Here is an 18,935-nt window from a genome sequence, read left to right as displayed (position 1 = left end):
ATGAATTGTTTCAAACATGAAACAATCAAACCCATTCGCGACAATAGCGCAACGACGAGATTGCCGATTAGCTGGCGCAGTGAACCTCATTGCTCATCGGGTGCAGACGACGTGACCGCATCGGCCAGAAACCTCCTCGACAAGGCGCTCGTATGGGAAAGCGCGGTGGGCTGGACCCCGGAATGCCTCGACGAGGGCCCGGAGATGCTGGTGCGGTATCGCGACGCCGGCTTCTCCTTCCTGTCGCTGACGATCGGCGCTGACTGGGACCGGCCGGAGCCGACGCTGCGCCACCTGTCGCAGCAGCGGCGCTGGTTCGAGCAACGCGCCCATGATTACCAGCTGATCGAAACGGTTGCCGACATCCGTGCCGCGAAACAGGCGGGCAAGATGGCGATCAGCTTCCACCTGCAGGGCGCCGGTCCGGCGGCGCACGAGCCCGCCATGATCGACAGCTGGTATCGGCTCGGCATCCGCTGGATGATCCTGGCCTACAACACCCGCAACCCGCTCGGCGACGGCTGCCACGAACCTTCGGACGCCGGCCTTTCGATGCTGGGACGCGCCTTCGTGGCGGAGGCGAACCGCGTCGGCATGATGCTCGACGCCAGCCACGCCGGCATCAACACCTCGCTCGACATCATCGAGCTGTCGGAAAAGCCGGTGGTGTTTTCCCATTCCAGCGTCCGCGCCCTGAAGAACCATGAGCGCAACATCGACGATGTCCAGATCAAGGCGCTGGCCCGACGTGGCGGCGTCGTCGGCATCAATTCCATCGGAGCCTTCCTGACAGACGACAACCGTTCGGATGTTCCCGCCCTGATGCGCCACATCGACTATGTCGCCCAGCTGGTCGGGCCTGAACATGTCGGCCTCGGTCTCGACACCGTCTTCTACCAGCCCTTCATGACCAAGCTCTACGACGCCGGCCCGATGATGGCCCTGCGCGGCTATCCGCGCCCGCCCTGGGCTGATGTCAAACCGGAGGTCCTGCCCGAACTGGTCGAGGCGCTGGAACGCCATGGCTATTCGGAGACAGCCATACTGGGCGTGCTGGGCGAGAACTTCATGCGGGTCGCCGAACAGAACTGGCGTCCGTCCAACACCTGAAGCAGGAGCGCATCGTGAAACTGATGAAATGGCTGCTCGCGGCAGCCCTGTTCACCGCCAGCCATGGCCTCGCCTATGCCGACCCGAAACTGGTCGAGATCGCCAGTTTCGGCGAACACCCCGCGCTCAACCAGGTTGCCGAGGGCTTCAAGGCGCGGATGACGGAGCTGGGTTATGTCGACGGCAAGGATGTCACCTATGGCTTCCAGCACGCCAATTTCGACCGCAGCCTCGTGCCGCAGATCCTGCGGCAGGTGGAAGCAAAGCATCCGGCGCTGATCCTGGCCATCACCACCGGCCTCAACCAGGCGGCGGTGCGCGGCATCACCGACAAGTCGATCCCTGTCGTGTTCGGCGCGGTCGTCGATCCGGTCGTGGCCGGCATCGTGCCCGACTGGCAGCACGGCTCGGCCTGGAGCACCGGCGCATCGATGCTGCCCGACTTCGACGCGTCGTTCGACTACCTCAAGAAGGTGCTGCCTGGGGTCAAGAAAGTCGGCACGCTGTTCAATCCGGGCGAGGACAACGACACCTCCAACATGGAGCTGATCAAAAAGGCTGCCGCCAAGGCCGAGCTCGAGGTCGTCGCCGTACCGGTCGACAATCCCAACGACCTGCCGCAGCGCGTGCAGAGCTTCGCCGGACAGGTCGACGCCATCTTCCTGATCCAGTCCAACGTGGTCCAGACCTCGGTGCCGGTCGTCGCCCAGGTGGCACAGCGGATCAAGCTGCCGCTGTTCAACTCAGTCTACGCGCCCGATCTCAAGGACCAGCTCGCCGGCTTCCACGCGATCTCCTACCGCAAGAATGGCGAACACGCGGCCGATATCGCCGACCGCATCCTCAAGGGCGACAAGCCGGCCGACATCGCGCCCTATGTTCCCAAGGCCGAGGACTTCGACGCCTATGTCAGCCCCAAGGGCCTTGCCGCTGTCGGCCTGACGGTTCCGGACGCGCTCAAGGACAGCCCATGGCTGCTCAAGTGACAGCGACGGGCATGCCCTTGCTCGTCTGCACGGGCCTGCGCAAGACCTTCAATGCGGGTCTCGCCGGTGCCAGACCCGCGCTTAACGGGGTGGATCTGGTTCTCAACCGCGGCGACTTCGTCGTCATCATCGGCTCGAACGGCGCCGGCAAGTCGACGCTGCTCAACACCATTGCGGGTGCGATCGAACCGGACGGCGGTTCGATCAGCCTCGATGGCCGCGACATCACAAGGCTCGCCGCGCACCGCAGGGCCGGCATGATCGCCCGCGTCTTCCAGGACCCGATGGTCGGCACCGCGGCGGCCATGACCATCGAGGAAAACCTCGCGCTCGCCGAGCAGCGCGGACAGCGCCGCGGCTTCGCCCGCCATCTCGACAGCGCCAGTCGCGAGCGTTACCGGGCACTGCTCGCCGGCCTGTCGCTCGGCATGGAAAGCCGGCTGTCGACACCCGTCGAACAGCTTTCGGGTGGCCAGCGCCAGGCGCTGTCGCTGATCATGGCCTCGCTGTCGCACCCTTCGCTGCTGCTGCTCGACGAGCATACGGCGGCCCTCGATCCGCGCACCGCCGACCTCGTCATGGAGATGACCCTGCGCATCGTTGCCGAACAGTCGCTGACCACCTTGATGGTTACCCACAACATGCGTCAGGCGATCGAGACCGGCAATCGGCTGATGATGATGGATGCAGGGCGCGTCCGCGACGACATCGGCGGCGCGGAAAAGGCGGCGCTCACGCCGGCCGACCTCGTCGAGAAGTTCAGAATCGACAACGACCGCATGCTGCTTGGGACCTGACCAATGGACGTGCTCCACGCCTATCTCAACCTCGTGCCGGTGACGCTGTCGCAAAGCCTGATCTATTCGTTCCTGGTGCTCGGCATCATGATCCCGTTCCGACTGCTGAGCTTTCCCGACCTCACCAGCGAAGGCGCGTTTCCGCTCGGCGGCTGCGTCTGCGCGGCCTTGCTGATGGCCGGATGTCCGCCGCTGCTGGCAACGCTGGCGGCGATGTTGGCCGGCGTCGGCGCCGGTGCTGCGACAGCTCTCGTCCACCTGCGTTTCCGCATCAACTCACTGCTGGCCGGCATCCTGATCTTCACGGCGCTCTACAGCCTCAACATGCGCATCCTTGGCCGCTCGAATGTCGCCCTGTTCGGCGCCGACAACATCTTCATGCAGATCAATCCGGCCATCCTGACCGATATCCGCCTGCAGGTGGTGACATTCGCACTGCTGATCCTCGCCGTGCTGGTCGCCTTGCGCTGGTACCTGTCCACGCAGTCCGGCGCAGCCCTGCGCGTCATCGGCATCAATCCGGACCTGGCGCCTTCACTGGGCATCAGCATCTGGACCTGCACCATCGTCGGGCTCGGGCTCGCCTCCGGGCTGACGGCGCTTGGCGGCGCACTCATCGTGCAGTTGCAGGGCTATGCCGATGTCGGCATGGGTACGGGCATCCTGATCAACGGCCTCGCTTCGCTGGTCATCGGCGAAACGATCACCGGGCGGCAGACGGTGACCCGGCAATTGCTGGCGCCGATGGTCGGCGCGACGGTCTATTATCAGCTCGTGTCGCTGGCGCTGTCGCTCGGCCTGCAGCCCAGCGACCTGAAGGTGGTGACCGCCGCCTTCGTGCTGGTGACCCTGGGCTTGCCGATACTGCGCAGCCGCGGCGCGCTGCGCGAAACCATGCGCGCCTGAATCCAATCCAGGTGTAGCCTATGGCAGCTTACCCGGACTGAGGTCATTCAAACGATCAAGGCCACGGCCAAGCCCGAAAAGGCCAGCAGGAAGCCGCCAATGTAGATGCGGAACGTGGTCTGATATCGCGCCGCCGCATTCGCATGGATGCGGTTGTTGAGCATGCGAAACAGCACGATCGTGAACAGCACGGCACTGCCGAACAGCGCCAAAGCGATGATGAAGTCGGAGGCGCTGTAGAGCGCAGGAGACGATGCATCGGCCTGTGAGGCCCAATTGGCCAGGAATGCCAGCAGGAAGCCGAGGACGATGCCGACGGACGTCACCATCGGCTGTCGATAACCGGCGATCTCACTCTCGAACTGCTTGTCGTTGTCGTCCATCCGGATCACCTCTTGCTGCGACAAGTCGTCCCGACACCGCTCATCATGTTTATCGCGGATGGCGGCAGGCCGCCGCACAGCGCGGTCGCCGACCGCCGGGTTCAGCATTGTGCGCGGATTAACTTTGGAATGCCGAGACCATGCGATCAAGCATCTTGTCCAGGATCACTTCCGACGTCGCGAAATTGAAGCGCACATAGCCATCAGCCGACGGATCGAACATTGCGCCCGCCATGGTTCTCACGCCGGCCTCGTCAAGCAGGTCGTATGGAGTTCGGTTTTTCGCGGGACGGGCAAGGTCGATCCAAGCCATGTATGTGGCCTCGCCGGGGATCATCCTGGCCCCGGGGATCAGGCTGACCGCATCGGCCACCCTGTCGCGATTGCGGCGCAGGACCATCTGCTTCTCGGCGAGCCACTCGTCTCCTTGCACCCAGGCCGCCTCCGTGGCGTCGACGCCGAACACGTTGGGTTGCCCGAGCAGCGAGCGGGCGACTGTCTGCAGAAATCTGGTTTGAAGATCCGAGGAGGAGAAGTGCATCACGCCGCACCGCAGGCCCGGTATGTTGAAGGCTTTCGACGCCGAGGTCAGCGTGATGACCCGTTCGTCGAGTTCGCCGCCAAGGCTGGCCAACGGAATGTGAACTCCATCGAGCGTCAGGTCGGCATGGATCTCATCCGAGATCACGATCAGATCATGCTTTGCCGCCAGCGTTTTGACAGCATCCAGCTCTTCCCGAGTGAGGACCCTGCCGGTCGGATTGTGCGGGTTGCACAGGATCAGCATCCTGACGTCCGCTGGAAGCGAGACATCGCCATTCGGTGCGAAACCATTGCGGGTATCAACGAGTGGCAATGGATGAAGACGTCTTGCGGTCTCTTCGATGAGCCAACGGAAGGGCGGGTAGCAAGGCGTGTGAACCGCCACGCTCTCGCCGGGTTTGGTGAAGGCCAACAGGCATGCGGCAATTGCCTGGTCGAGCGACGTCACCACCTCCACCGTAGCGGGGTCGGCCATCCAGCCGAAGCGCTTCGCCATGCGCCTTGAGAACTGATCCGCCACATGCGCGCTCATCGAGCCGGCTCCCCGCACGGGGTAGCCATAGTCCATTTCTCGCACCAGGCGTTTGATCGCCGCCTGCACGGCAGGGGGAGCTCCATAGTCCGTTTCGGCAATCCAGGCGGGATATGCCTGTTGACCGGTGAGACTCCACTTCGCATTGCGCCGCGCGCGAAGAAGGTCTTCTTCAAGGCGAACGAACGTCATGGGTGACCTTTTTTGTCCGTGATTTTCGTAACGATATAGCATAACGTTCTGGTGTAAGCCACGATAAGAAGCATCCTAGGGTGAAACATCTGACTGAGTGACTGACCGATAGTCACTTGACTCCTTCTCGCTCACATCAATATGAAGATGAACTTGATAGCCAAGTTCAACTTTTGTGACGCGATCCGCTCCGCGCGGTTCGCGCAGGGTGACTCATGTCCGATGCCAGCGCGGCGCTCGAAGACCGCAACACCGTCCAGCCGATCTCCGACCAGCAAAGAGCGCCGGAAGCTTCGGCACCCTACCTGCCTCGAACAGGCCAGCTCTGGCGCCTGCTCGGACCAGTCCAGGCGCATCTGGTCGGCTGTTCGTTTCTTTCGGCCCTGGGCGCGGCTGCAGGGATCGCCCCTTATATCGCCATCGCGGAGATCGCCCGTCTGGCGCTCGGCGCCGCCACCATCGCGTCGGTCAGAGACAGCATCTGGCTGTGGGTGATGATCGCCGTCGCAGGTGGGTCCCTGCGCCTGATCCTCGTCTTCTTCTCCTCCCGGCTCGGCCACTATGCCGATGCGGAGATCCTCCACCATATCCGGGTCGGGCTGGTGCGCCGCCTCGGCGTCTACCCGATCGGCTGGTTCAAGGCCGTCGGGTCGGGCGCCGTCAAGAAGGCGATGACCAGCGACCTTGAGGACATGCATCAGCTGATCGCCCATGCGCTCGGCGAGATGATCGGCGCCGCCGTCGCGATCGTCGTCGGCATCGGATATCTCGTCCTTGTCGACTGGCGCATGGCGGCGGTGACGATCTTCGTCCTCGGTGCCTGGGCGGTGTGCTTCCAGGTCGCCATGCGCTCGATGTCCTTCCATCTCGGGCGTCTGAACACCGCGGAAGCCCGGATCAGCGCCGCCAGCGTCGAATATGCGGACGGCATTTCCGTGGTGAAGACCTTCGGCACCGGGGGCAGGATCATGGAGCGTTTCGCCGATACGGTGCGCGAGCATACCGAGGCCTTCCGCATCTGGGTCGACGAAACCCGCTACAGCTCCGCAGTCGCGCGCCTGCTTGGTTCGGAGATGGCGCTGCTTGCCGCGGTCATGGCGGCCGGCATCTGGCTGATCAGCCGCGACGCCATCGCCGCCGCCGACCTGCTGCCCTTCCTTGTCGTGGGCATCGGGCTGCCGACATCGATCATGCCGGCCATCCTCGGGTCGCAGGGCCTGCGCAAGGGCCGGATGGCGGCCGGAAACATCGAACGCCTGTTGTCCCGGCCGGGCCTTCCCGAAACGAGCCGCCCGCAGACGCCGTTCGGACATCAGATCGAATTCGATGGCGTGTCCTTCAGCTATGACGGCGGGACCGAAGCCCTCTCGAACATCCGTGCCGTTTGCGAGCCCGGCACGATCACAGCACTGGTCGGCCGCTCCGGTGCTGGAAAATCCACGCTGGCGACCCTGGTGCCGCGCTTCTTCGACGTGACCGGCGGTGCCATCCGCATCGGCGGCGCCGATGTCCGCTCCATTCCGACGCCGGCGCTGCTGTCTTCGATGTCACTGGTGTTCCAGGACGTCATCCTGCTGCGCGACACCGTGCGCGAAAACATCCGCATCGGCCGGCACGATGCCAGCGACGACGAGGTGCGTCGCGCAGCGCGGGCAGCCCAGATCGATCATGTCATAGCGCGGCTTCCCGATGGCTACGATACCGTGCTCGGCGCGGACGGTGCCGGGCTTTCAGGCGGCGAACGCCAGCGCCTGACCATCGCCCGCGCCATCCTCTCCGACGCTCCAATCGTCATCCTCGATGAAGCCACCGCAGCGCTCGATCCCGACAGCGAAGGCGCGGTGCAGACCGCACTGGCCGAATTGGCCGCCGGCAAGACGGTGCTGGTGATCGCGCATCGCCTGCACACTATCGCCGGTGCGGACCAGATCCTGGTCCTCGACGCCGGCCGGGTGGCCGAGCGCGGGACCCACGAACACCTCATGGCGCGCGACGGGATCTACGCCCAGATGTGGCGCGCACAGCAAGACGGAGCCCGGGCATGACGCTCATCTTCAACCTGTTCAAGCTTTGGCCGAATCCGTCCCTGCTGATCCGGCTGGGCTTCCTGCAGGCGGTCATGGCCGTGCTGCAGGGACTGCTGCTCGGCCTGCTGGTTCCCATCCTGGGCGCTCTTTTGAGACCGCATCCGGACTTCGTAACCGCGATGCCCTGGCTCTATGCCGGCGCTGCCGGCCTCGTGGCCTATGGCGCGCTCAGCATCGTCGCGACGCCGGTCGGCTTTGCCGCCAGCGGCGAACTGGCGGCCCAGCTGCGCCTTCATTTGATGCGCCATGTCAGCATCCTGCCGCTCGGCTGGTTCACCACCGAACGCAAGGCCCGCCTGGCGCGGGCGGTGACGGAGGACGTCAGCCACATCGCCCATCTGGCCGTCGTCACCGGCGGGCCGGCGCTGACGTCGATGCTGGTATCGGCCACAATCCTGATCATCACGCTTGCCGTGGACTGGCGCATGGGACTGCTGTTCGCGGCGATCGGCCTCGTCGCCTTTCTCGCTCTGCGGCGCTCGTCACGGGTTGCCGACGAAGCGGTGATCCTGCTGGAAAAGGCCAACACCGAGGTCGCCGGCCGCGCCATAGAATTCGGCCAGGCTCAGCCCGTGCTGCGCGCTGCCGGTCTCGGTGAAACCGGCAGCAGCCTGATGCGCGATGCCCTCGAGGCCCATCGCCGCGTCTACCGCGAGGGGATGAGCCGGTCGATGGAACCGGACCTGACGTTTACCGGCGTCATCGTGGCCGGTGTCGCCGGTGTGGTCGTGCTCGGCGCCTATCTGCTGATCGAAGGCTCGACAACGGTGGCGACAACCGTCGCCTTGCTGGTTCTCGCCGTTCGCTTTCTGGAGCCTCTCGGCGGACTGATCGACCTCAACGGCGCCCTTCGCGAGATGGACAATTCCATCAAGCGCCTGATGGCGATCCTGGAAACGCCGACCTTGCCGCAGCGGCCTGGCGCGGTTCTGAAGCCAGGCGATGCCTCGATAGAATTCGAGGACGTGTCCTTCGCCTATGGCGATCGGCGCGCACTGGCCAATGTGTCCTTCCGCTGCGCGCTGGGAGAAACCACCGCACTGGTCGGCCCTTCGGGCTCCGGCAAGACGACGGTCATTCGCCTGATCGCCCGCTTCTTCGACGTCGACCGGGGCGCGATCCGCGTCGGTGGCATCGACGTGCGCGACCTCGACCAGCAGGCCCTGATGGACGACATCGCGATCATCTTCCAGGAGGTCTACCTCTTCAACGACACCATCGAGAACAACCTCAGGCTCGCGCGTCCCGACGCCACTGCGCAGGAGCTGGCCGAGGCTGCCCGCGCGGCGTGCCTGGACGAGGTCATCGAGCGGCTGCCGGACGGCTGGAACACGCAGGTCGGAGAAGGCGGCGCGCAGCTTTCCGGCGGCGAGCGCCAGCGTGTCTCGATCGCCCGCGCCTTCCTGAAGCAGGCGCGCATCGTGCTGATCGATGAAGCGGGGTCGGCGCTCGACCCCGAGAATGAGCGGGCCATCAGCGAGGCGATCGCCAACCTGGCCAGCGATGCCGAACGCACGGTGATCGTGATCGCGCATCGGCCAACGACGCTGGCCGCCGCCGACCGCGTCATCGCGCTCGACGCCGGACAGGTCGTCGAGAGTGGGCCAACCGCGGAGCTGCGCCGCGCCGGAGGCGTCTTCGCAAGGCTCTACGACCAGTCCGAGCAGGCACGCCAGTGGCGGATCGGGGAAGCCAGCTTCCCCCCGGCATAGCCGACGCCATCGGCGCCCTGCGGCCGGCGCAATCCAGTTTCATCACCCAAGGGGATATTCGTGCGCATCACCATGCGACCGCCTGTCAATTCGATCCAGCCAGGCAGCTTCAAGGCAGGACCGCCGGCTTCGTTCCTGATGGCGACAGTCCTGCTGTCATCCAGCGCGCTCCATTGCACCGGGGCGTGGGCGCAAACGACCTCGAAACCCGAAACCGACACCGGCGTCACCGTTCTCGAACGCATTGTGGTGACGGCACGGCGGGCGAGCGAGGAAGCCCAGTCGGTTCCCATCTCGATCAACATCCTGGAAGGCGACAGGGTGAAGGAGATTTCCTCGACCTCGTCGAATTCGGACATCGCCCGATCGATGCCGAACTTCTACAATGGCTACGCCGGCACGCGATACACCAACAGGGCGGTGATGCGCGGCGTCGGCTCCCTGTTGCCGATGTCCCCCGACGACACATCCGTCGTCTTCAACGTCGGCGATGTTCCGACCTCAGCCTTCGGCCCGATGCCCTCGACGCTCGATCTGGAACGGATCGAGGTGCTACGCGGGCCGCAGGGCACGCTTTATGGCCGCGGCGCACAGGCGGGCGCAGTGAACTTCGTGCCGGTCCAGCCCGGTTTCGCAAAAGAACTGCAGCTGCGCGGCGAGATCGGCAGCAACGGCAAGGCGCTCGGCGAATTCATCGCCAACACGCCGCTGATCGACGACAGACTGGCCGGCAGGCTGGCGGTCCAGTATTCGCAGCAGGATGGCGACATCTTCAATCCGATCCGGAATGGCGAGGATGGCGGCTTCCAAATCGGGGCAGCGCGCGGTTCGCTGCTGTTCACACCCGACACCGACACCACCGCGCTGCTGAGCTTCAACTACAACAGCAATGACGGCGCCACCCAGAACGTGCTGCGCAACGCGTCCTGTTTCCCGTGCAGCGGGTCGAACCCGGCCGAACATCACTTCGTCGACAATCACGGCGCCAACCTGCGCATCGAACGCGCCTTCGAGAGCTTCCGCCTGACGTCGATCTCCAGCATCCAGCGCTATGGCTCCAACAGCAGGATGGATCTCGTCGACGGCCTGCTCTGGCCGGGTTTTCCCGCTGGCATGATCAACGATACGCATGCGGACATATTCCACAGCGACAGCCGCGAGACGGACTACTTTCAGGAAATCCGGCTTTCGTCACCCGAAGACAGCACGACGAAATGGACGGCGGGCATCAATTTCTTCCGCTCCGAATTCGGCGTCGGGAGCTACGGCGAAAACGTCACTTTCCCGGGTTTCGAACTGTTCAGCGGGCGCCAGACTCAATCGCACAGCACCAACAGCTATGCCGCCTTCGGCGAGGCCACGGTGCCCCTGGCTGGCGGGCTCAGCGGCATAGCCGGATTGCGGCTGACGCATGAGGACAAGAAGAGCGCGTATCGTTTCCAAGGCGATGGCGCGCCAGGTACCGTCGATCGCTATGAGCAACGCTCCGGCTTCTCCGACGCCTATCTCACCGGCCGGACCGGCCTTTCCTACGACTGGTCCGACGACTTCATGACCTATGCCACGATCGGCCGGGGCGCCGTGGCCGGCGGCTATCCGACGGCAACGATCCAGATCATGTTCGGCCGAGACGAACCGATGTTTCCGACCTCGCTGAGCTGGACCTATGAAGCCGGCTTCAAGTCGACGTTGTGGGATGGCCGGGCGACCCTGAACGGATCAGTGTTCCACAACGATGTCAGCAATGGCCACCTGCTGTCTTACGATGCCACCACCATGGCCTATTCGATCGCCGCGCTCGACTATACGAGCTATGGCGGCGAGCTTGAGGCCAGGGTCCAGCTGACCCCGGAGCTCACCCTGTTCGGCGGGCTCGGCTTCACCCGCGCGACCCTCAGGGATGTGCCCGCCAACAGCGGCACCGGCGCAACGTCGGGCAACGGCGTCCCCAACGTGCCGGAGTTCACCGCCAATATCGGGGCCGAATACCGGGAAGCCGCCACACAGTTCGGACTGGATGGCGGCGAAGTCTACGCATCCGCGTCCTACCAATATGTCGGCGCCCGTGCCGCGGACATCAAGAACAGCTTCGACCTCGCGCCCTACGGCATCCTCAACGGCCGCATCGGCTGGGAAGGAGACAAGACCGGTATCTACGCCTTCGGCCACAACCTTCTCGACAAGAGATACGAAGTCACCGGCGGCATGAGCGGGCGCGAACAGGTCATACGGCCGGGGCTTGGCCGCACGATCGGTGTCGGCGCGACGGTCAGGTTCTAGCATGCGCCACGCACGGCAGAATGAGTTCACCCGACACATCGATGCGGCTCTGGGAGCAGAGGCGTTCCGGCCGGCCGGCCGAGTCGCGGTCTATGCCGCTCTGGCGATCCTGCTTACCGTCATCATGCTTTTCAGCATCTGCGCCGGCCAGTATTCGGTCGCGCCGCAAAAAGTGCTCGCCATCATCGCCGGCCAGATCGCAGGCGGCCAGCCGACATGGTCCGCCATGGACGAGCGCATCGTCACCCTGGTTCGCGGCCCACGCATCCTGCTCGTCGCCGCCTGCGGCGCCGGCCTGTCGCTCGCAGGGGCGGCGATGCAGGGGGTTTTCCGCAATCCGCTGGCGGCACCGGAACTGCTTGGCGTGTCGTCGGGCGCCGCGTTCGGCGGCGCGCTGGCCATCCTGCTCGGCGCCCCGGCAGCAGTCCTCGTCGGGGGCTCCTTCGGCGCGGGGCTTGTAGCACTTTTGCTGGTCGGCATGGTGGCAAGGATCGGCGGCCGGTCGGATACGACCGGCGTCATCCTGGCCGGCGTGATCGTTGGCGCCTTCTTCACCGCGCTGGTCTCGATCGTGCAGATGTTCGCCGATCCGCATGACTCGCTGCCGGCCATCGTTTTCTGGCTGATGGGCAGCTTCGCTACCGCCGGCTGGCGCCAGCTCGCCATCGCGACGCCTGGTATCGTGCTGGGCGCATGCATCCTGTTCATGATGCGCTTTCGCATCAACATTCTCTCGCTTGGCGATGAGGAGGCTCGCGCGCTTGGCATACCGGTCGAGCGTGACCGCTGGCTGGTCTTTGCCGCAGTGGCCCTGATTTCCGGCGCGATCGTGTCCGTTGCCGGCATTGTCGGCTGGGTCGGGCTGGTTATCCCGCATCTTGCCCGCCTGCTGGTCGGCCCGGACAACCGCCATCTTCTGCCGGCTTCATGCCTGCTCGGCGCCACCTATCTGACGCTCGTCGACACACTGGCCCGCAGCGCGACGGCAGCGGAGATACCGCTCGGCATCCTGACGGCCATGATCGGCGCACCCTTCGTCGCGCTGCTGCTTCGGCGCATGCGCAGAATGGCGGAGGCCGCGCAATGATCGGCTTGCAGGATGCCGGTGTCAGGTTCGGTCAACGATGGATATTCCGCAACCTCGACCTTCGGGTGGCACAGGGCACAAGCCTTGCCCTGCTCGGCCCGAACGGCCGCGGGAAAACCACCCTGCTTCGGGCACTGGCCGGAACGCAGTCCCTGACGGAAGGAACGCGCAAGGCTCCGGAAGCGATCGGATATGTTCCACAGTCCGGCGCGCCGGTGACCTATGCGGTGCTCGACATGGTCGTCATGGGTCGAGCCCAGGCATTGGGCGTCTTCGGTTCACCATCGAGCGAAGACTACGAGGCCGCGCACGATGCCCTCGCGCATGTCGGCCTCGCCAGCCTGGCACCACGCTCGTTCGCCGCGATCTCGGGCGGTGAGCGACAGCTCGTCCTGCTGGCCAGGGCGCTGGCGACGGGCGCCCGCACGATCATCCTGGATGAGCCGGCCTCGGCGCTCGATCTGGCCACCAGCACAGGCTGCTGCTGATCCTGAACGCGCTGCGCCGGCAAGGTGGCTATTCCATCATCTTCAGCACGCATCTGCCCCAGCACGCGCTGAGCGCAACGGATGAAACGGTGCTGATGATCTCGAACCACGAGATCCTGCGCGGACCGACGAAGGTCATGCTCAGCGAGAAAAACCTCGAGCGGACCTATCACGTGCCTGTCCGCCGGGTCGCGATGACGGACGGCACGATCGCGATCGTGCCGGTGCTGGGCGATACGATCGAGGCAAGGGGAGAAGACAATGCGAAAGTGGACTAGGCGGAACGTTCTTGCGGGGACCGGCGCAGGCATTTCGGCACTGGCGCTGGCCGCTACGAGCCGGAGCGCAGGGGGCGAAGCGTCCTTCGAAGGCCCTGGCATCCGGTTCCTGGACATGACCGGCGAAGAAATCACCCTGCCTCGCCCCGCCCGCCGGATCGTGGATCTCTGGACGATCGGGACGGCCTTCGCCATCGCAGCGCATGGTTCCCCGTCGCGGATCGTCGGCGTCAACACGATCGCCCATGCGCAGTTCAGAAGCGGGCTGCTGGGCCGCCTCTATCCTGAGGTTCTCGAGATCCCGTATGATCTCTCGATCGGAAACGGCGCCCCGAACATCGAACGCCTGGCCAGACTCGATCCCGATCTCGTCATCGATTTCAGGCAGGGCGGTCATGACAGCGCCGCCGCAATGCGCAATGCCGGACTGCGCGTGGCGCGTTATGGCGAGATCGAAGGCGGTATCCGTGCCACCATCGCGGCGCTGCTGACGATGTATGGGCAGATGATCGGCGACACCGCACGCGCGCAGCGGATCGTCGCGCTGATGCATGAAAGGCTGGCACGGCTCGACGTGCTGAAAACCGTGCCGCAGCCCGACCGACAATCGGTGCTGCTGGCGATGCCGTCGGGCGACAACCTGTTCGTCTCGGGCGGCGATCTGGGTGGGCTTTTTTCCGATTTCATCTACCAGGCCGGCGGCGTCAATGCGGCGGCGGTGCTTCCGGACTTCTCCATTGCAAGCATAGAACAGATCGCCGCCTGGGATCCGGACGTCATTCTCGTCTTCCAGTCGGACGGCGCCGATCTGGCACAGATCTACGACCATCCCATCCTCGGCGGCGGCAAGGCGGTTGCCGGACGCCGCGTCTACATGCTGCCTATCGGCGCCAACAACTGGGGATCGATGGGGCCTGACGAATTTCTGTCACCGATCTGGCTGGCGGAACTCCTCTATCCGCATCTGCTGGACGGCGCGCTGCGCGAAGACATGCGCCGGGCCTATGCGACGATCTTTGATCGAGACCTGACAGATCAGCAGCTGGACGAAGTGCTGAAGATCGATCTCAACAGCAGGTCGGCCAACTATGAGAGATTCCTGAAGCGGGCTTGATGCGTTGCTCAATGGAGGCAAGACCGCTGAGACCACCACCTGTCGACCTCGAAGTGACTTCCCTAAACCGGCCGGCTGTGCTTTTGGTCGATGTCCCACGCATGGTCGAAAGGAAGAACGCTTGGCGATGGAGACCGCTGCAACGCGAAAACCGAGAACGCAGCCGGCGGAGAAACGCCGCGACGACCTGATGAATGCGGCCCAGAAGCTGTTTCTGGAGCATGGTATCCTCGCGACGACGATCGAGCAGATCGCATCGGGCGCGGAACTCTCGAAAGGGGCGTTCTATCTCCATTTCGATTCCAAGGATGAAATCCACCTGGCGCTCTGCGAACGCTTCAGCCGGCGCTTCAACGACAGCGTTCGCGAAGCCGTCGCACGGGTACCCCGGGATGACTGGCGCCGGAAAGTGACGACATGGGTGCGCGCAAGCGTCGGCGGCCTCCTCGACGAAGGCGACCTGGTGAACATGCTGTTCCATTCACACCCGATACCGGTGAACACTGGATGGGACGACATCGTGGTCGCGCCACTGCTCGACCTGCTCGAAGCCGGCGCCGCGCACGACGCATGGAAGCTGGAAAACAGCCGGTTTACAGCGATCTTCCTCTATTCGGGGCTGCATGGCGTCGTCGACGACGCCTTGATGGGAACGCGCGGCATGAAACGGACGCATCTCATACGCGGGATCGAGACGATGTGCCTGACCGCCCTTGGGCTTCCCGAGTAACGCCCGCCGTTCACTTCACCGGCCGCTTCTCCAGCTTCCTCGCCAAAGTGCGGCGGTGCATGCCGAGCCGGCGCGCCGTCTCCGAGATGTTGAAATCGGTCTCGACCAGCGTTTCGTGGATGCGTTCCCATTCGAGGTTCTTGATCGAGGTCGGGCGCTGCGACAGCGGCACGTCGACATCGCCTTCCGTCCTGCCGAAGGCTGCCTCGATGTCGTCGGTGTTGGCGGGCTTGGCGAGATAGTGACTGGCGCCGAGCTTGATCGCCTCGACGGCGGTGGCGATGCTGGCGAAACCCGTGAGCACGACGATGCGGATCGACGCATCGCGGGCATGCAGCGCCTTGACGCATTCGAGCCCGGAGCCGGTGCCGAGCTTCAGATCCACGACAGCAAATTCAGGCGTGTCCTGTTCGAGAAAGTCGGTGAGGGCCTGGACGCTGTCGCAGACATCGACATGGTAGCCGCGTTTCTCGAACGAGCGTGCCAGCGTGCGCGCAAAAGCAGCGTCGTCTTCGACAATCACCAGCGAGCGGTCAGGCGCCATTGTCGTCTCCTGCCGAGAGAGAATCGAGAGGCAGTGTCAGCGTCACGCAGGCGCCTCGGCCGGCGTTGCGCGCGGTGACGGTTCCGCCGAGCTTTCTGATCACATTGACGACCAGGAACAGCCCGAGCCCGCCGCCTTCGCGGCCCTTGCTCGACATATAGGGCTTGCCGAGCGCCGCGAGTATCTCCTTGTCGAAACCCTTGCCGTGATCGCGTACCATCAGCACCAGGGCCTGTCCCTGCCGCCTGGCGGTGACACCGACCCATTGCGGCGATGCCTCGAAGGCGTTGTCGAGCACGTTGAAGATGACCTGCTTGAGCGCCGCATCCGAGACAATCGGCTCGTCCGGTTCGAATTCATTGTCGTAGTCGAGCTGTGCCGGCGACCTGTGATCGCGCCATTCGGCGACGAGCCCGTCGAGAAAGGCGCGCGCCGTGGTGTGGACGCTGCCCTCGCCGCGGGCCTGGCCGGACGACATCAATATGCCGGAGACAATGCGCTTGCAGCGATCGAGCTGGGCCTGCATCTCGTCGACGTCGCCAAGCAGCTCCGGATGCCGCGCGATGATGTCGGAATGACGCCAGTCGCCGAGCAGCACGGAGATGGTGGACAGCGGCGTGCCCAGCTCATGGGCGGCACCCGAAGCCAGCAGGCCCATGCGGACGATGTGGTCCTCTTCGGCCGACTGCTGGCGCAGGTCCGCCAGATAGGCGTCACGTTCGCGCAGATTGCGGTTGATGCGGGTCATGAACAGCACGATCAGCCCGGCCGCCAGGATGAAGCAGACGAACATGCCGCGGATGTGCAAATCGAGCAGATCGCCGCCGTGATGCGACATCTCGATCGGCAGGAACACCATTGTCAGAAGCACAAAGCAGAGCGAGGCGGCAGCGACGAGCACCCATGTCGACCACGGCGCCAGCAGCACCGCGCCGAGGGTAATCTGCAGCAGGTAGAGCGAGACGAAAGGATTGGAGGCGCCGCCGCTCAGATAGAGCTGCGCCGTCAGCGCGGTCATGTCGAGCAGCAGCGACGCGAACAAGACGCCATTAGATACTGGCCTCGCCATGCGCAGGAACAGCAGGCTGGCCAGGTTGAGGCCGACCAGCGACAGCACGACCGCAGCCATCTCCGGCAGCGGCAAGTCGATGCCGAAGCCCCATTCGATGGCCGCGATGGTGATCACCTGTCCGGCGACGGCGAGCCAGCGCAGCTGGATCAACAGAAGAAGGTTCTTCCTGTTGGTGGCATCCGGATTGAAAATGATCGTCCTCCCCAGAACGTTTCCGCTTTTGGCGGATCCGGTCGGGGTCTGTGTCTTCCAGCGTGGCGGCGGCGTCAAGGTCATCCGCGCTTCCGATCGCCGGCATGGTACCGGCCGCGCAACAGGACAAAGCCCAATGCAGCCGAAAGCATGGCGGCGAGGCCAAACCATGTCAGGGCATAGACGAGATGGCTGTTGCGGAAGGAGACCACCGTCAGGCCGCCGCGCGGCGAAGTCGCAGTGTTCGGCAGCGCATCCGCATCGACGAAGAAAGGCGCAGCGTCGGCCAGGCCGCGTTCTGCGGCGATGGCGGCGACATCGCGCGAATACCAGCGATCATGGGCCGGGTCGTTCTCGCGCAGGAAACCGCCGCCCGGTTCGCTGATGCGCAACAGGCCGGTGACGGTCGTTTCGCCTTCCACGAGATCGGCCCGGCGCGTCGCCGATGCCTTGCGGTCCGGAGTCACGAAGCCACGATTGACCAGCACGATGAAGCCCTCGTCGGTGCGGAACGGCGTCATCACCCAGAAGCCGCCGCCCAGGGCGGTCACCGCCTGCGTGAACGTCTCGCGGTCGTTGAGATAGGCGCCGCTCAGGCGCACTCGGCTGTATTCATGGGTCTGTGGGCTGACGCCGGCCCATTCGGCAGGCTCCGGCAATGCAACCGCCGGCGCGTGGATGCGCTGCTCGACACGGGCGATGAGGTCCAGCTTCCATTGTCGCCGCTCGACCTGCCAGACGCCGAGGCCGACAAGGATGGCGATGCAGAAAAGCGAGAGCGTCAGGAACACGAAACGGATGACAGGCGAGCGGCGGGAGTGGAGCCCCTCCTGCTGTCTCGATCCATTGCTGTCGACGTTGGTTCCCCCTGCGCCCTCGCCGGCGCTCACGGCATCTCGCTCATTTCGTGCGGCCCAGGCATCATGTTCGTGTTGAGATGATACATCACCCACAGCGAACCGGTCAGCACGATCACCACAACGATGATGGTGAACATCGTCGCCAGCATCGACCAGCCGCCTTCCGACGACGAGTTCATGTGCAGGAAGTAGATCATGTGCACGACGATCTGCACGACCGCGAACACCATGACGATGATGGCGGCGGCCTGCTTGTTCTCGATCGCCCCGGTCATCACCAGCCAGAACGGGACCGCCGTCAGGATGACGGACAGGATGAAGCCGGTCAGGTAACCCTTAAGCGTCGCATGGCCATGGCCGTCGTCATGCGCGTGGTCATGCGTGCCATGGGGGGCGGTGGCGGTCTCGTGGTTTGCGCTCATCGCAGCATTCCCATCAGGTAGACGAAGGTGAATACGCCGATCCAGATCACGTCGAGGAAGTGCCAGAACATCGACAGGCACATCAGGCGGCGGCGGTTGGCGGCGATCAGGCCGCGCTGGCCGACCTGGACCATCAGCGTCACCAGCCAGATGATGCCGAAGGTGACGTGCAGCCCGTGCGTGCCAACCAGCGTGAAGAAGGCCGACAGGAAGCCGCTGCGCTGCGGGGTCGCCCCTTCATGGATCATATGGGCGAATTCGTAGAGTTCGATGCCGAGGAAGGCGAGGCCGAACAGGCCGGTGACGCCGAGCCAGATCTGCGTGGCGGCAACGCGGTTCTTCTCCATCGACAGCATGGCGAAGCCATAGGTGATGGACGACAAGAGCAGCATCGTCGTGTTGACCGCCACCAGCGACAGGTCGAACAGGTCCTTCGGCGCCGGACCGGCGGCGTAGTTGGTGCCGAGCACGCCATAGACGGCAAACAGGATCGCGAAGATGAGGCAGTCGCTCATCAGATAGATCCAGAAGCCGAGCATGGTGCTGCCACCCTCGGCGTGGTCGTGCTCGTCCTTCACATAGAAGGTCGGCACGGCTTGATCGGCGGCCGTCGTCATGGT

The 18,935-nt window shown here is 64.4% G+C and carries 19 protein-coding genes; 12 read left to right on the top strand and 7 right to left on the bottom strand.

The annotated features are described in order from the left end of the window. Window positions 1–111: 111 nt before the first annotated feature. The 4 genes from AC3WTO_RS20830 to AC3WTO_RS20815 are packed head-to-tail and all read left to right on the top strand — an operon-like array spanning window position 112 to window position 3,799. Window positions 112–1,110 (top strand): dipeptidase, encoded by a 999-nt coding sequence (locus AC3WTO_RS20830; protein ID WP_492462817.1) that lies wholly within the window; start codon window positions 112–114, stop codon window positions 1,108–1,110. Window positions 1,111–1,133: 23 nt separating this feature from the next. Then, complete coding sequence (locus AC3WTO_RS20825; protein WP_492463009.1) at window positions 1,134–2,096, top strand: ABC transporter substrate-binding protein; 963 nt, start codon at window positions 1,134–1,136, stop codon at window positions 2,094–2,096. Continuing rightward, the gene (locus AC3WTO_RS20820) at window positions 2,081–2,893 is read left to right on the top strand and encodes an ABC transporter ATP-binding protein (protein ID WP_492462816.1); all 813 of its coding nucleotides are present in this window, start codon (window positions 2,081–2,083) and stop codon (window positions 2,891–2,893) included. The genes AC3WTO_RS20825 and AC3WTO_RS20820 overlap by 16 nt, the downstream gene beginning before the upstream one ends. Window positions 2,894–2,896: 3 nt before the next feature. Continuing rightward, window positions 2,897–3,799: an ABC transporter permease gene (locus AC3WTO_RS20815; protein WP_492462815.1), complete on the top strand. Its 903-nt coding sequence runs from the start codon at window positions 2,897–2,899 to the stop codon at window positions 3,797–3,799. 47 nt (window positions 3,800–3,846) lie between these two features. Here the strand turns inward: AC3WTO_RS20815 and AC3WTO_RS20810 are convergent, their stop codons facing one another. Further along, window positions 3,847–4,182 carry a hypothetical protein gene (locus AC3WTO_RS20810; RefSeq protein WP_492462814.1) on the bottom strand — a complete coding sequence of 112 codons (336 nt, stop codon included), beginning with the start codon at window positions 4,180–4,182 and terminating at the stop codon, window positions 3,847–3,849. A 118-nt stretch (window positions 4,183–4,300) separates the two neighbouring features. Then, window positions 4,301–5,449: a MalY/PatB family protein gene (locus tag AC3WTO_RS20805; protein WP_492462813.1), complete on the bottom strand. Its 1,149-nt coding sequence runs from the start codon at window positions 5,447–5,449 to the stop codon at window positions 4,301–4,303. A gap of 215 nt (window positions 5,450–5,664) precedes the next feature. Between AC3WTO_RS20805 and AC3WTO_RS20800 the strand changes: the two genes are divergently transcribed. From AC3WTO_RS20800 to AC3WTO_RS20765, 8 genes are all read left to right on the top strand, one after another. Continuing rightward, window positions 5,665–7,494 (top strand): ABC transporter ATP-binding protein, encoded by a 1,830-nt coding sequence (locus AC3WTO_RS20800; protein WP_492462812.1) that lies wholly within the window; start codon window positions 5,665–5,667, stop codon window positions 7,492–7,494. Next, complete coding sequence (locus AC3WTO_RS20795; protein WP_492462811.1) at window positions 7,491–9,248, top strand: ABC transporter ATP-binding protein; 1,758 nt, start codon at window positions 7,491–7,493, stop codon at window positions 9,246–9,248. The genes AC3WTO_RS20800 and AC3WTO_RS20795 overlap by 4 nt, the downstream gene beginning before the upstream one ends. A gap of 60 nt (window positions 9,249–9,308) precedes the next feature. Continuing rightward, window positions 9,309–11,528, top strand: a complete 2,220-nt coding sequence (locus AC3WTO_RS20790) for a TonB-dependent receptor (RefSeq protein WP_492462810.1) — start codon at window positions 9,309–9,311, stop codon at window positions 11,526–11,528. Window position 11,529: 1 nt separating this feature from the next. After that, window positions 11,530–12,615 carry a FecCD family ABC transporter permease gene (locus tag AC3WTO_RS20785; protein WP_492462809.1) on the top strand — a complete coding sequence of 362 codons (1,086 nt, stop codon included), beginning with the start codon at window positions 11,530–11,532 and terminating at the stop codon, window positions 12,613–12,615. After that, entirely contained in the window at window positions 12,612–13,103 is a 492-nt protein-coding gene (locus AC3WTO_RS20780) for a metal ABC transporter ATP-binding protein (RefSeq protein WP_492462808.1), read from the top strand. Before AC3WTO_RS20785 ends, AC3WTO_RS20780 begins: the two co-directional genes overlap by 4 nt. An 89-nt stretch (window positions 13,104–13,192) precedes the next feature. Further along, window positions 13,193–13,381, top strand: coding sequence for a hypothetical protein (locus AC3WTO_RS20775; RefSeq protein WP_492462807.1), 189 nt, complete (start codon window positions 13,193–13,195; stop codon window positions 13,379–13,381). Continuing rightward, complete coding sequence (locus AC3WTO_RS20770; protein WP_492462806.1) at window positions 13,365–14,495, top strand: ABC transporter substrate-binding protein; 1,131 nt, start codon at window positions 13,365–13,367, stop codon at window positions 14,493–14,495. Before AC3WTO_RS20775 ends, AC3WTO_RS20770 begins: the two co-directional genes overlap by 17 nt. Before the next feature lie 127 nt (window positions 14,496–14,622). Then, the gene (locus AC3WTO_RS20765) at window positions 14,623–15,225 is read left to right on the top strand and encodes a TetR/AcrR family transcriptional regulator (protein WP_492463008.1); all 603 of its coding nucleotides are present in this window, start codon (window positions 14,623–14,625) and stop codon (window positions 15,223–15,225) included. A gap of 10 nt (window positions 15,226–15,235) precedes the next feature. Here AC3WTO_RS20765 and AC3WTO_RS20760 read toward each other — a convergent pair whose 3' ends face one another. The 5 genes from AC3WTO_RS20760 to cyoC are packed head-to-tail and all read right to left on the bottom strand — an operon-like array spanning window position 15,236 to window position 18,932. Next, the gene (locus AC3WTO_RS20760; RefSeq protein ID WP_492462805.1) at window positions 15,236–15,769 is read right to left on the bottom strand and encodes a response regulator transcription factor; all 534 of its coding nucleotides are present in this window, start codon (window positions 15,767–15,769) and stop codon (window positions 15,236–15,238) included. Next, window positions 15,759–17,117, bottom strand: a complete 1,359-nt coding sequence (locus AC3WTO_RS20755) for an ATP-binding protein (protein ID WP_492462804.1) — start codon at window positions 17,115–17,117, stop codon at window positions 15,759–15,761. The genes AC3WTO_RS20760 and AC3WTO_RS20755 overlap by 11 nt, the downstream gene beginning before the upstream one ends. Next, window positions 17,114–17,923, bottom strand: coding sequence for an SURF1 family protein (locus AC3WTO_RS20750; protein ID WP_492462803.1), 810 nt, complete (start codon window positions 17,921–17,923; stop codon window positions 17,114–17,116). The genes AC3WTO_RS20755 and AC3WTO_RS20750 overlap by 4 nt, the downstream gene beginning before the upstream one ends. Next, window positions 17,920–18,315, bottom strand: a complete 396-nt coding sequence (cyoD, locus tag AC3WTO_RS20745; RefSeq protein ID WP_492462802.1) for a cytochrome o ubiquinol oxidase subunit IV — start codon at window positions 18,313–18,315, stop codon at window positions 17,920–17,922. Before cyoD ends, AC3WTO_RS20750 begins: the two co-directional genes overlap by 4 nt. Beyond that, entirely contained in the window at window positions 18,312–18,932 is a 621-nt protein-coding gene (cyoC, locus tag AC3WTO_RS20740) for a cytochrome o ubiquinol oxidase subunit III (RefSeq protein ID WP_492462801.1), read from the bottom strand. Before cyoC ends, cyoD begins: the two co-directional genes overlap by 4 nt. Between the last annotated feature and the right edge of the window lie 3 nt (window positions 18,933–18,935).

This window comes from Mesorhizobium sp. EU05-FHT14A09, assembly GCF_058790995.1.
Note: the sequence above shows the minus strand (reverse complement) of the source record. Positions and strands in the feature narration are given on the sequence as shown.

Excerpts from the sequence above, each read along its gene's own strand:
- AC3WTO_RS20825 (WP_492463009.1), top strand. The coding sequence starts at position 1,134 with ATGAAATGGCTGCTCGCGGCAGCCCTGTTCACCGCCAGCCATGGCCTC.
- AC3WTO_RS20820 (WP_492462816.1), top strand. The coding sequence starts at position 2,081 with ATGGCTGCTCAAGTGACAGCGACGGGCATGCCCTTGCTCGTCTGCACG.
- AC3WTO_RS20815 (WP_492462815.1), top strand. The coding sequence starts at position 2,897 with ATGGACGTGCTCCACGCCTATCTCAACCTCGTGCCGGTGACGCTGTCG.
- AC3WTO_RS20810 (WP_492462814.1), bottom strand. The coding sequence starts at position 4,182 with ATGGACGACAACGACAAGCAGTTCGAGAGTGAGATCGCCGGTTATCGA.
- AC3WTO_RS20805 (WP_492462813.1), bottom strand. The coding sequence starts at position 5,449 with ATGACGTTCGTTCGCCTTGAAGAAGACCTTCTTCGCGCGCGGCGCAAT.
- AC3WTO_RS20800 (WP_492462812.1), top strand. The coding sequence starts at position 5,665 with ATGTCCGATGCCAGCGCGGCGCTCGAAGACCGCAACACCGTCCAGCCG.
- AC3WTO_RS20795 (WP_492462811.1), top strand. The coding sequence starts at position 7,491 with ATGACGCTCATCTTCAACCTGTTCAAGCTTTGGCCGAATCCGTCCCTG.
- AC3WTO_RS20785 (WP_492462809.1), top strand. The coding sequence starts at position 11,530 with ATGCGCCACGCACGGCAGAATGAGTTCACCCGACACATCGATGCGGCT.
- AC3WTO_RS20780 (WP_492462808.1), top strand. The coding sequence starts at position 12,612 with ATGATCGGCTTGCAGGATGCCGGTGTCAGGTTCGGTCAACGATGGATA.
- AC3WTO_RS20770 (WP_492462806.1), top strand. The coding sequence starts at position 13,365 with ATGCGAAAGTGGACTAGGCGGAACGTTCTTGCGGGGACCGGCGCAGGC.
- AC3WTO_RS20765 (WP_492463008.1), top strand. The coding sequence starts at position 14,623 with ATGGAGACCGCTGCAACGCGAAAACCGAGAACGCAGCCGGCGGAGAAA.
- AC3WTO_RS20760 (WP_492462805.1), bottom strand. The coding sequence starts at position 15,769 with ATGGCGCCTGACCGCTCGCTGGTGATTGTCGAAGACGACGCTGCTTTT.
- AC3WTO_RS20755 (WP_492462804.1), bottom strand. The coding sequence starts at position 17,117 with ATGACCTTGACGCCGCCGCCACGCTGGAAGACACAGACCCCGACCGGA.
- cyoD (WP_492462802.1), bottom strand. The coding sequence starts at position 18,315 with ATGAGCGCAAACCACGAGACCGCCACCGCCCCCCATGGCACGCATGAC.
- cyoC (WP_492462801.1), bottom strand. The coding sequence starts at position 18,932 with ATGACGACGGCCGCCGATCAAGCCGTGCCGACCTTCTATGTGAAGGAC.